The following is an 11,610-nucleotide window of genomic DNA, read 5'->3' as shown; positions in this document are numbered from 1 at the left end:
GGGGGGGGCGGGGAACCGCCGCATCCGGCCAGGCTCGCTATCCGGATGCGGCTCGTTTGCTGGGTGAGGCGGTGTCGTTGAGCCGCACCGTGAGCGGGATCGGGTCATCGGATTATGAGCGGCTGGTGCTGGCGTGGTCCTCGGCGCTGATGCGGTCCGGTGCGGCGGACAAGGCGGAGGACGCGATGCGCCTGCTGAATGCCGATCCCAGCCCGGAGGCTCGGCGGCTGCGCCTCTACGGGATGATGCACCTGGCGGCGATGGCGGACGATCCGGTGGCGGCGGTCATGCTCGCCCGGTCCGGCATGGCTGAGGCGACGGCGCTGTATGGTTCGGGCAGCGTGGGCGCGGCGTATGCCCGGCTTGACCTGATCGATGAGGAGTTGGCGGCGGATCGGCATATCGACGGCGCCGATTTGGATGACGCGTTGCGTGTCATCCAGGCGCAAAACCCCGGTTGGGCGATCGCCTACCGGGCCGCCCAGTTGCGTGGCCAGTTGGCGGCGGAGACCGGCCGGATGGAGGACGCGACGGCGTCGTTCATGCGTGCCGAAGCGTTGGCGATGGTGCATGAGGGACCCGGAAGCCTCGCCACGGCGATCGCGCGCTCAGATCGGGCTTTCGTGCGGTTGCGGGCGGGGAAGGTGGATGAGGCGGATCAGTTGTTTCGCCAGGCTCTGGCGATGGCGGCGCCGGACGGGCAGTGGCGAAACAATGTCTGGGCGCGCATTGCCACCGGCGCGATCGCGGCGGCGGAGCGAGTGGGCGACATCCCGCGTGCCATGCGCTTGCGGCGCGAGGCGGATGGGCTGAAGCCGGCAGTGGAAAGTCGGGCGACGGTGCGTTGGATGTGATGTGGCTATCGGTTGTTCCGCGGCCGACGGGCTGGCTCGGCATGTCATTGCACCTTTGCACTGACAAACGAAGCGCGGATGGCCGGAACTATCGCCCGGCCATGACGGTGGGCGTGTAGCGGTTATTCCGCGGCCTGGGGGACGGCGGCGTATTTCTCGATCCATTCGCGGCCGAGTTGGACGGCTTCCTCGGGGGTCAGCCAGGACCAGTCGGCTCCGCGGGCGCGCAGCGCGACCCAGACGGTTTCGCCGTGGACATGCTCTTGGACCATGAAGGGTGCGGCGTTCGCCATGAACCTGCCTTATCTGTAACGAAGTGGTCGTCCCGCGCGCCATCGCGAACAACCAAACCACACCGGACTACGCTCTCGGTTTCGTGATGGCGCGCCATATTCTTGCCGTATTCGCGGATTCGGCCGCAACTGGAAAATGGCGGTCGTTACGCCGGAACTGAAAATTAGCAGTGGAAATCAGAAAGCGTGTGATCTGTGCAACAGGCCCAGTTACTCATTTTGGATTAGAAACCAAACATATGATCCAAAGAGAACCCGCCGGCCTCGTCCATCAGGCCATGGTAGCCGAACAGCCGGCAGGTGGGGTCGCGCACCAGGACGTAGCCGTCCGGACCCGCCGCGGCCAGCGCCGCCGCCCCGAACGCCAGATGAGGCCAGACGATGGCCGATCCCGAACAGGCGATGGGTGCCGGCGTTTCGGCGATCTGCGTCCCGCTGCTGTCATACAACTGTAGTGTAGTTGAGGACATCGCGTGCCACGGCCCGGACGCCGGGTAGATCAGCGCGGCGAAGCTGTGGCGGCTGGTATCGCCCAACTTCAGGAACAGCGTCGTACTGAGGCCGGGGGGCGGGCCGGCGTAGGATTGCGGCTCGTCGCGGTAGGTCATCGCGGTGTTGAAGATGTGGGCGCCGAAGCTGGATTCGGCGACGTGGCCGGAGGTGCGGTCCTCATAGCGGAACAGCGCGTGCAGCCAGCCGTCGGCCTCACCGCCGTCGCGAAAATCGTAGACCAATTCGGCGTGGCCCTGCTCGACGCCGAATGCATCCATGTCCATCGCCAGGTCGTGGTTGCGCGGCAGGCAGCCGAGGAACTTTTCCCCGTGCTTCGTGCCGTCGGCATTGAATACGTCAAGCCGGACCGGCAGGGTGGTCTGCGCCGTGGACATCGGCGTGGGCTGGAACACCGAACGGAAGCGAGCGCGGGGCAGGATGGGGAAGGGCAGCAGGTAGCCGCGTCCCATCTCCGCCGGCAGCGACGGAATGCCGGGGTCGGGACGCAGGTTGTCTCGTTCGACGTTCACGTGGGCGATGCGGACGCGGTCGTTCTGGGTCACCTCGTAGCGGGGGCGCACCACGTGGCGGCCGGTGCGGAGTTCCACCTGGGCCGGCCAGTGAAGGCCGGGCAGGAAATCGGCGACGTCCAGGGCGACGGTGGCGAACGGGCCGACATCCTGGCCCAGGGTGACCGGTTGTTCGGCACCCATCCGATCCAGCGCGACGGTGCCGGCGGGGATCGGCACGGCGTGGCTGTTCTGCAGCCACAGCACGACTTTCTCATCCGGACGCGGCGCGGGCAGGCCGGCGAACCGGTCGGACGGCCAGGCATTGGCGTCATGGGTGCAGGACAGGGAGGCGCCGTTGTCGGACGCGTAGGTGTCCATCGCGTATTTCACGATGTCATGGCCGGCGACGCCGATGGCATGGATAAACAACTGGCCGGTGAACGGGGGCAGGTTGAAACGCCGCCGAACGTCCTGGCTGTCGATGGAGAAGCCACCCGGGCCGGTCGGCAACGTCTGTTCCCAGGTCGCCAGGACTGCCCCTTGGGCATCGAACAGGCGTAGCCACAGGCGGACTTCGGTCGATCCGTATTTTGCCCAGTAGTTCGCCGACACCACACGCGTCGACAACCCGTCTTCGTCGCGGAAGAAGGCGAAATTCGTCGCGAAGTTCAGCTTGTCCAGGTAGCGCCCGCGCACGGTCAGCAACGTGTCCGGCATACGAACATCGTCCAGCGTTAGCACGGTCGCATCGGGTGGCAGCATATGCCTGACGCGCGCGACGGTTTTGGCGGCGTCGAACGTGGCGATCAGCACGGTGCGGGCGCCACTGGCGCCGATCTGAATCAGTGGACGGGCGGTCAGGCCGCCGCGTTCCTGACCCACCGCGGCGACATCGTGGACGAACAGGCTGTCGATCGCGGCCGGATACATCGCCAGCAGGGCGTCGGCGATGCCGTCGGGGTCGTACAGCGCGACCGGCGCGTCGAGGCGGGCGTAAAGCTGGGTTATGGCTTCCGCCGCCAGCGGGTGGGCCAGCGCCTTGTAGATGACGTTGCCCCCGGCGCGGGCGTCAAAGGTCTGAATTCGCAGCATGCCCGTCCTTATAGCCCGATTCTGCGGCACATCTCGGCCGCCGCCGCTGGTGTATCGTTCAACGGGGCCACCTTCCATGTCGAAAAACGACCCTCGAACGGGCGGATACGGTCTTCGTCCAGCAGCGGTTTCAGGAACAGGCCATGCCGAGCCCAGTGACCGGGCAGGGGGGCGAACATGACGGGTGCGGTGGTGGCCGCGGCCTCGGAGATCATAGACACGCTGTCCTGGGTGACGACGATCAGGTCGGCCAGCGCGAGCATGCCGAAATACGGGTTTTCGCCGATGAAATCCCATACGAAGCCATCGTGGGGCGCCAGCGCGGTGCGGATCAGGTCGGTGACCGCCGGATCGGTGCGGCGGGATGGGGTGACCACCACGCCGACCTTGTCACGCTGCGCCATGGTGGCCAGGTCGGTGGCCAGCCGGCTTCCGGAGTCTCGGTCGAGGCGGAAGCGGCCGTTGCTGCCGCCCAGCAGCACGGCAACGAGCGGCCGGCGGTAGGGGGCGAGACGGTCTCGCCAAGCGTCGGCCTCGGCCGCGAGGCGGGACGGGGTCACCCGATGCAGCGCGGTGCGGGTGACGAAGACGTTGGGGCCGGTCAGTTCGTCATGGGTGTTGGCGATGACGAGGTCGAAGCGGCCGGCGTCCATGCGCGGGTTCTGCACCTGGACGACACGCATCGACTGGCGCCGCAGCGCTGCCAGCACGGCACCGGCCATGCCGCCGCAGCCGATCGCCAATGCGGGCCGCGGTGCCTTCACCGCGTCGGCCACCGCTGTCAGCGGGTTGGGCCAGAACTTCGCGGCGACCCATTTCCACGGTGCGGTCGGCTTCAGTTCGCGCAGTTCGGGCGTCAGGCCGGCGGCCTCGGCCAGGCCCAGGGCCTGCGCGCGCAGCCCGGCCAGGTCCTCGCAGATGATCCAGGGAGCGGCGACGTCCGACATGACGGCGGCTTTTCGGCGCCCTGTCATCGAACGTCAATGTGCCATGGCGGCCGGCCTGGCAGCGAAGGACCCGGGTCGGTTCGCCATTCGGCCAGACGAGCACAGACGTCGTGCAGATCGGGCGCGATCCATTCACACAACCGAGCGATTTCATCGGTTGGGGGCAGCAGGTCGGGCACCATGACGGTCCGCATTCCGGCGGCCGCGGCGGCGCGGACCCCGTTATGCGAGTCCTCAAGCGCCAGGCAGTCCGCGGCTGCGACGCCAAGCACCTCGGCAGCGCGCAGGAACGGATCGGCCGCGGGTTTTCCGAACTGGTAGTCACCGGCCGCGACGATCGCATCGAACCGGCCGGTCAATTTGTGCAGGCGCAGGTTGCGCTGGACATCGGCGTGGCCCGATGAGGTGCAAATGGCACGCGGCAGCTGCAAGATGTCGAGCTGATTGAGCAACTCTGTCACACCGGCCTTCAGAACCAGCTTGTCCCGCATAATCTCGTAATGGCCGATCCAGGTGGAGCGGAACAGTTCAAGATCGGCGGACGGGCCGACGCGTTCCCGCATGGTGATCTGGTTCATCGCCCACGGACGGCCGACCAGTCGCATGAAGTCGTCTACGGTGAAGGCATGCCCGAGTTCACGTGCCGCGAGGAGGATGGCGTCCCGGTACAGCGCCTCGCTATCGAAGATGAGGCCATCCATGTCGAAGATGACGGCGGCAGGGCGCATATTCATGGTGCTGAATGAAGCATGATTCGAACCGGCAGCGAACCTTGATTGGTTGCTTCGCGCCGGTACGGTTCCGGCTGTATCGTGGCGGCGTCATCGAACAGGACCCATGCGCATGGATCGCGATCTGATCGGCTACGGTGCCAACCCGCCCAATCCCAACTGGCCCGGCCAGGCTCGGCTGGCAGTCAACTTCGTGCTGAATTTCGAGGAAGGGTCGGAACCGTCTGTGCCTGATGGTGATTCTGCCTCCGAATGGGGACTGACGGAATATGGTGCTACCAGTCCCGGCGTGGTCGGGCGCGATTTGGCCGCGGAGGGGATGTTCGCTTATGGCAGCCGGGTAGGGTTTTGGCGGGTACTGCGGCTGTTTCAGGAACGCGGCCTGCCGATGACAATCTTCGGCTGCGCCCTGGCGTTGGAGCGCAACAAGCCGGCGGCCGAAGCGATCAAGCAGGCCGGCTACGATGTCTGCTGCCACGGCTGGCGGTGGGAAAAGCATTTCGAGATGGCGGAGGACTTCGAACGCGAGCGCATCGCCCGAGCGGTGGCGTCCTTGCAGGCCACGATGGGGGAGCGGCCGTTGGGCTGGTACTGCCGCAGCGGCCCCGGCGTGAACACGCGGCGCCTGTTGGCCGAGGAAGGTGGATTCCTCTACGACTCCGATGCCTATGATGATGAGCTACCATATTGGACGAAGGTCGGCGACCAACCGCATTTGGTGGTGCCGTACAGCCTGTCCACCAACGACTCGAAATTCGGCCGTGGCACCTTTGGCACCGGCGACGATTTCTTCCGTTATTGCCGGGATGCTTTCGACTTTCTGTATGCCGAGGGCCGGACTCAGCCAAAAATGATGTCCATTGGGCTGCACATGCGGCTGATCGGTCATCCGGCTCGAGCGGCGGGGTTGCAGCGGCTGCTGGATCATATCGGCCGGTTCAGCGGCGTCTGGGTCACGCGGCGGCTGGATATCGCTCGGCATTGGGCCGAACGCTTCCCACCGCCGGTTGCCGGCCGGACACCGCGCTGATACGGAGTTTCATGCCTCGGGACGATCGTGCGACAACGGATGGGATGGCCCGTGGGGGAAATGTCCTGGTGGTGAAACTCGGGGCGTTCGGGAATATTATTCTCTCGCTGGCGGCGTTCGCGGCAATCCGTCAACACCATAAGGGTGCGCGAATCAGCGTGCTGACCAGCCGGACTTACGCGGATTGGCTGCGCACGTTTCCGTATTTTGACGCGGTGCTTGTGGACCCTCGGCCGCGCTGGTGGGACCTGCTGGCGCTGCGTCAACTGGGGCGGATGTTGGCGGACGGGCGGTTCAGCCGTGTTTACGATTTGCAGACGTCGGCTCGGTCTTCGCGGTATTTTCGTTTATTTCCAGCGAAATATCGGCCGGAATGGTCGGGGATCGCGTTTGGTTGCGCGCTGCCGGATCGCGATCCTCGGCGGAATGTGCTGCACGACACCGAACGGCAGCAGGGGCAGTTGCGGCAGGCGGGGATCAGCGCGTTTCCGTCTGCCGATTTGTCGTGGTGCCGTGGCGACATCGCCCGGTTCGGGCTGCCCGACGATTTTGCGCTGCTGGTGCCGGGCAGTTCGCCGGATCGGCTGGGGAAGCGCTGGCCGGCGGGGCATTACCAGGCACTGGCGGAACGGCTGGCGGCGCGGGGGATCACACCCGTCGTTGTCGGCAGTGCGCCGGAGAAGGGGCTGGCGGCGGACATCCCCGCGGCGATCGACCTGATCGGGCAGACCAGTTTTGGCGATCTTGCCGACCTTGCCCGAGCCGCTCGATTTGCCGTTGGTAACGATACCGGGCCGATGCATCTGCTCGCGACTGCCGGATGCGCCGTCATCACGTTGTTTTCGAAAGAGTCCAATCCATCGCAATGCGCGCCGCGCGGGCGGTGGGCACGAATATTGCAGCGGCCTGACCTCGCCGAGCTGCCGGTTGAAGCAGTACTTGAAAGTTTGCCTGACTGATGTCCACGTCGATTTCCTCGAGACAAGCCGCCACCGACGGCGTGCCGATGCCGCAGCGTATGTGGGCGATCCTGACGATCGCCCTGGGCCTGACCCTGGCGGTGCTGGATGGCGGCATCGCCAACGTCGCGCTGCCGACGATCGCAAGGGAGGTGCATACCTCGCCGGCCAACTCGATCTGGGTGGTGAACGCCTACCAGTTGGTGGTGACGATTTCGCTGCTGCCGCTGTCGTCGCTGGGCGAGATCTACGGCTACCGGCGGATCTATCAGATTGGGCTGGTGCTGTTCACGCTGGCGTCCCTGGCCTGCGCGCTGTCGTCGTCGCTGCCGACGCTGATCGTCGCGCGCATGCTGCAAGGGCTGGGCGCGGCGGGGATCATGAGCGTCAACAGCGCGCTGATCCGCTTCATCTATCCTCGGCGCTGGCTGGGCCGAGGGGTGGGGCTGAACGCCACTGTCGGGTCGATCGCCTCGGCGCTGGGGCCGTCGGTCGCGTCGGTCATCCTGTCGGTGGCGCCGTGGCCGTATCTGTTCGCGGTGAACGTGCCGTTGGGCGTGCTGGGCGCGGTGATCGCGCTGCGGACGTTGCCGCTGACGCCGCTGTCGGGTGGGAAGTTCGATCTCGGCAGTGCGGTGTTGCAGGCGCTGGCGTTCGGTATGCTGCTGTTCGGCGTGTCGGAGATGGGGCACGGCGATTCGTGGCTGCGGGTCGCGGTGGAAATGGCGATCGCCGCGGTGTCCGGCTTCGTGCTGGTGGTACGGCAGTTGAGCCGGACCGCGCCGCTGCTGCCGGTTGATCTGCTGCGCATTCCGCTGTTCGCGCTGTCGGTGACGACGTCGATCTGCTCGTTCATCGCGCAGGCGGTGGCACAGGTGTCGATGCCGTTCCTGTTCGAGCACCGGTTCCAGTTGGATCAGGTGATGACCGGACTGCTGATGACTCCCTGGCCGCTGGTGGTGGCGGTGATCGCGCCGTTCACCGGGCGGCTGGCGGATAAGTATTCGGCGGGGCTGTTGGGCGGCGGCGGGCTGGTGGTGATGGGGTTGGGGCTGCTGGCGATGGCGCTGCTGCCGAACCATCCGACGACGTTCGACATCGTCTGGCGGATGACGGTGTGTGGCATTGGGTTCGGGTTCTTCAACACACCGAACAACCGAGCGATCATCCTGGCGGCGCCGCCGATCCGGACGGGCGGCGCGAGCGGGATGCAGGCGACCGCCAGGTTGTTGGGGCAGACGACCGGGGCGGCGCTGGTGGCCCTGGTGTTCACGGCGTTTCCATCGACCGGCCCGACGGTGGCGCTGTTCATCGCGGCAGCGGTGGCGGTGGGGGCGGCGTGCGTGAGTTTCAGCCGACTGGCAGCGGGGTGAGGCGCGCGGTCCGACGGAACCGTCCGAATCGGTTTATTGTCGCGCGACGACTCCGTAATGGACTTGCATATACAACTTGATGCGGTTCCAGCCTTCCGCGTCCGGTGCGTTCACGGGCGAAAGCCCCAGCGTCATCGCGGCCTGCTCGACGCCGCCCTTCGGCAGTCCGTGTGCCATCGCCAATTTTTGGAGTGGTGTGGGCAGGAGCCGTTTTGCCTCTGCTATTTCCCACTCCAGGTCGCGCTGCCGCTCTAGCCGTTGCAACTCCTGCATGAATGAATTGGACCGGCCCCGCTTCTGGGCGCCCGGATAGATTACGGTGACTGAAAACCCCTTGAACGTGGTTGTCTTGGGTTTGCCGAACTCTTTGACCTCGGTGATATTGGTATCCTCGAACAGCAGATCGGTCGGGGAAGATGTAGGTTTGTTCTTTTTTCCCGAGTTAGTTTCAGAATTTGTCTTTTTTTCGAGCGGCGGAGGTTCAAATAGAATGAATATATAAGGATTGACGGCCTCGATATCTTGGGCACCCGATTTCTGGGACACCGTGATCTTGCCTTCGACCGTTGGCCGGTAATGCTCGATGGTAAAATAAACATGTTGGAAGCACTCATCAACAATCACACGCATGGCTCCTATGTCATCCACCTCCTTGGAGGAGACTTTCTTCACGAGCTTGCTGACATCATATTCTTGAAATTGCTGCATCTTGTGGCTTTCCGTCGACCGGAAATTATCACGTTCGTTGGCAAACACCTTGTTCGTGACATTGAATTCCGGCAGAAAATCCATATCGTTGCCATGTGACAGCCGCCAGGCGTTGTCATCCAACTTACTCGTAAGCGTATGCGCCTGCACAAAGCGTATCTTCTTTAGTTGGTCAGGCAAATCTGCGCTGACCAACGAGAATTTGTCGACAGAAACGCAAGGAATGTAACTTCCTCCCTTCGAAATAACGACATATTTTATATTTTGGACAAGTTTCGGGTAGAGGCCTTCATTGGTCTTCAAACGATCGATATAGACTTTGTTTTCCTTGGCATTTTTATTTAATGTCAATCCACCAGTCTTTGTATGGCTCATTGAGCTCCCCGATCGGCTTACAGCCGGGTTGTTTTGCTCGGAAACTTCGTCGTCGCAAATTTATGTCGACACGTTACCGAACACTTCAGTGATATTGTGGACACCGGTATTTCACTGAAAATGGACCAGCGTAACAGCAACGTCAACCTTACGATTTCGTTAGCATATTAGATTAATTACAGGTCGGGCGCTAGCGGTGCAGTCGCGCATGGCAGCCACGGCCGGCACCAAACGGCCCGGGGACTGTCGCCATCCCGGCCGGCACGCCCTATGGTCCGGGCAACACGATACAAACATGAGGTTCCCACCCGATGACGACCCCTTTGGCGGGCATCACCGTCCTGGATTTCGGCCAGATTTTTCAGGGCCCCTACGCCACCATGCTGATGGCGAAGGCCGGCGCCGACGTGATCAAGATCGAGCCGCCGGGCGGTGAGCCGCTGCGCCGGCGGGTCATCGCCACCGGCGGCGATACCACGCTGCCGATCGCGATGCTGAACGCCAACAAGAGGGCGGTGACGCTGAACTTGAAGTCCGACCTCGGCAAAGATCTGCTGAAGCAGATGGTCGCCAAGGCCGACGTACTGCTGGAGAATTTTTCCCCCGGCACGCTGGACGGTCTTGGGGTCGGGTATGACGTGCTGAAACAGGTCAATCCCAGACTGGTTTATGCGACCGGTACCGGGTTCGGCATCAGCGGGCCGGATCGGGACAACCTGGCGATGGATTTCACCATCCAGGCGGCATCCGGGATCATGAGCATCACCGGCGATCCGGACGGGCCGCCGATGAAGGCCGGGCCGACGTTGGTGGATTTCATGGGAGGCATTCACCTGTATGCCGCGGTGATGACGGCGCTGTTGCAGCGCACGACGACCGGGCAGGGGCAGTTGGTGGAAGTGGCGATGCAGGAGACGGTGTACCCGAGCCTGGCGTCCAGTTATGATTATTATTTGCGGACGGGGAAAGTGCCGCCGCGCGCCGGCAACCGGCAGGCGGGGCTGGCCAGCGCGCCATACAACGCGTTCCAGACCAAGGACGGCTGGGTCGCGATCCATGTTGTCACCGAGGGGCATTGGCAGAACCTGCTACGGGCCATGGGGCGTGCCGACTTGCTGGACGATCCTCGGTTCAGCACCAATCCCGCACGCACCGAGAACATGGAGGCGACCGAGGCGCTGGTCACCGCCTGGACCATCGGCCTGGGAAAGGCGGAGGTCGTCGCAACGGCCAAGCGCTACAAGATCCCGGTGGCGCCGGTACGCAACGCGATCGAGGTGATGAACGATCCGCACATGCACGAACGCGGGATGCTGCAACGGGTCGATCATCCGTCGCTGGGTTCGGTCGTCCTGCCGAACTCGCCGTTGCGGCTGCACGGATCGGATCGGGTCGACCCGGTGCCCAGCCCGTTACTGGGACAGCACAATGCCGATGTTTACGGCGGATGGCTGGGGCTGGATGTGGCGGAACTGAAGCGGGTTGGGGCGATCTAGGGCTTCCTGGATAATCGTTGCTTCTGTGTTGGCGCGGCCGATGAAGCCCGCCATCCATGCTTTTTTGGAGGTCCGCGTTGAAAGGCGTGGATAGCGGGCCTGCGCCCGCTATGACGATGCGGGACTGAGGGCGCTAGAAGACAATTCGGTAATTTCCCGACGAACCCTAAGCCGAAATCCGGTCGATCGTGGCCAGTTCCTCCGCGGTCAGCTTCCAGTCGCCGGCCGTCACGTTCTGCTCCAGTTGTTCGGGGCGCGTGGCGCCGGCGATGACGCTGGCGACCGGGCATTGCGCCAGCAGCCAGGAGAACGCCAGTTCCAGCATCGACCGGCCACGTGCTTCAGCAAAATCGCCGAGTTTCTCGGCCACCTGCCAGTTTCGTTCGGTCAGGTAACGGTCGGCCAGGCGCTGTGTGTTGGCGAGGCGCGTACCGGCGGGCAGGGTCGTGTTGCGGCGGTATTTGCCTGTGAGAAGCCCGCTCGCCAGTGGGAAGTATGGCAGCAGGCCGAAGCCCAGCTTGCGTGCGGCGGGCAGCAGTTCGGTTTCCGGCGCGCGGTGGACGAGGGAAAACTCGTCCTGGCAACTGACGAAACCGTTCAGCCCGGCGGTGCGGGCGGTCCAGGCGGCCTCGGTCATCTCCCACGCCGGGAAGTTGGAGCAGCCGACATAGCGGACCTTGCCCTGGCGGATCAGGTCGTCGAGGGCGCGCAACGATTCCTCGATCGGTGTTCTCGGGTCGGTGCGGTG

General features: G+C 64.1%; 10 protein-coding genes and 1 pseudogene. 5 read left to right on the top strand and 6 right to left on the bottom strand.

Going from position 1 to position 11,610, the window contains the following annotated elements; translation table 11 throughout:
- Positions 1 to 854: pseudogene (locus GSQ89_RS31130) on the top strand (hypothetical protein); the annotation flags it as partial.
- A gap of 122 nt (positions 855 to 976) precedes the next feature.
- Here GSQ89_RS31130 and GSQ89_RS31125 read toward each other — a convergent pair.
- The 4 genes from GSQ89_RS31125 to GSQ89_RS31110 all read right to left on the bottom strand — a co-directional run bounded on the left by GSQ89_RS31125 (position 977) and on the right by GSQ89_RS31110 (position 4,918).
- Complete coding sequence (locus tag GSQ89_RS31125) at positions 977 to 1,147, bottom strand: hypothetical protein (protein WP_158931978.1); 171 nt, start codon at positions 1,145 to 1,147, stop codon at positions 977 to 979.
- Positions 1,148 to 1,371: 224 nt separating this feature from the next.
- The gene (locus GSQ89_RS31120; RefSeq protein ID WP_158931977.1) at positions 1,372 to 3,243 is read right to left on the bottom strand and encodes a hypothetical protein; all 1,872 of its coding nucleotides are present in this window, start codon (positions 3,241 to 3,243) and stop codon (positions 1,372 to 1,374) included.
- A gap of 8 nt (positions 3,244 to 3,251) precedes the next feature.
- Complete coding sequence (locus GSQ89_RS31115; protein ID WP_158931976.1) at positions 3,252 to 4,190, bottom strand: mitochondrial fission ELM1 family protein; 939 nt, start codon at positions 4,188 to 4,190, stop codon at positions 3,252 to 3,254.
- Between the two features lie 23 nt (positions 4,191 to 4,213).
- Entirely contained in the window at positions 4,214 to 4,918 is a 705-nt protein-coding gene (locus GSQ89_RS31110) for an HAD family phosphatase (RefSeq protein WP_254073442.1), read from the bottom strand.
- A 115-nt stretch (positions 4,919 to 5,033) separates the two neighbouring features.
- Between GSQ89_RS31110 and GSQ89_RS31105 the strand changes: the two genes are divergently transcribed.
- Genes GSQ89_RS31105 through GSQ89_RS31095 form a run of 3 tightly spaced genes read left to right on the top strand, consistent with a single transcriptional unit; the run spans position 5,034 to position 8,283 of the window.
- Positions 5,034 to 5,951, top strand: coding sequence for an allantoinase PuuE (locus tag GSQ89_RS31105; protein WP_371734316.1), 918 nt, complete (start codon positions 5,034 to 5,036; stop codon positions 5,949 to 5,951).
- An 11-nt stretch (positions 5,952 to 5,962) separates the two neighbouring features.
- Positions 5,963 to 6,910: a glycosyltransferase family 9 protein gene (locus GSQ89_RS31100; protein ID WP_254073441.1), complete on the top strand. Its 948-nt coding sequence runs from the start codon at positions 5,963 to 5,965 to the stop codon at positions 6,908 to 6,910.
- Positions 6,910 to 8,283 carry an MFS transporter gene (locus tag GSQ89_RS31095; protein ID WP_158931973.1) on the top strand — a complete coding sequence of 458 codons (1,374 nt, stop codon included), beginning with the start codon at positions 6,910 to 6,912 and terminating at the stop codon, positions 8,281 to 8,283. The genes GSQ89_RS31100 and GSQ89_RS31095 overlap by 1 nt, the downstream gene beginning before the upstream one ends.
- Before the next feature lie 33 nt (positions 8,284 to 8,316).
- Here GSQ89_RS31095 and GSQ89_RS31090 read toward each other — a convergent pair whose 3' ends face one another.
- Positions 8,317 to 9,366 (bottom strand): hypothetical protein, encoded by a 1,050-nt coding sequence (locus GSQ89_RS31090; RefSeq protein WP_158931972.1) that lies wholly within the window; start codon positions 9,364 to 9,366, stop codon positions 8,317 to 8,319.
- Positions 9,367 to 9,677: 311 nt separating this feature from the next.
- Between GSQ89_RS31090 and GSQ89_RS31085 the strand changes: the two genes are divergently transcribed.
- Positions 9,678 to 10,862, top strand: coding sequence for a CaiB/BaiF CoA-transferase family protein (locus GSQ89_RS31085; RefSeq protein ID WP_158931971.1), 1,185 nt, complete (start codon positions 9,678 to 9,680; stop codon positions 10,860 to 10,862).
- Between the two features lie 166 nt (positions 10,863 to 11,028).
- Here the strand turns inward: GSQ89_RS31085 and GSQ89_RS31080 are convergent.
- On the bottom strand, positions 11,029 to 11,610 hold a 582-nt coding region (locus tag GSQ89_RS31080), incomplete at its 5' end, for an aldo/keto reductase (RefSeq protein ID WP_174254956.1).

Origin of the sequence: Acidisphaera sp. S103 (assembly GCF_009765975.1) — a bacterium.
Lineage (GTDB): Bacteria > Pseudomonadota > Alphaproteobacteria > Acetobacterales > Acetobacteraceae > Rhodopila.
The sequence above is the reverse complement of the archived record's forward strand: the minus strand, read 5'-3'. Positions and strand labels throughout refer to the sequence as shown.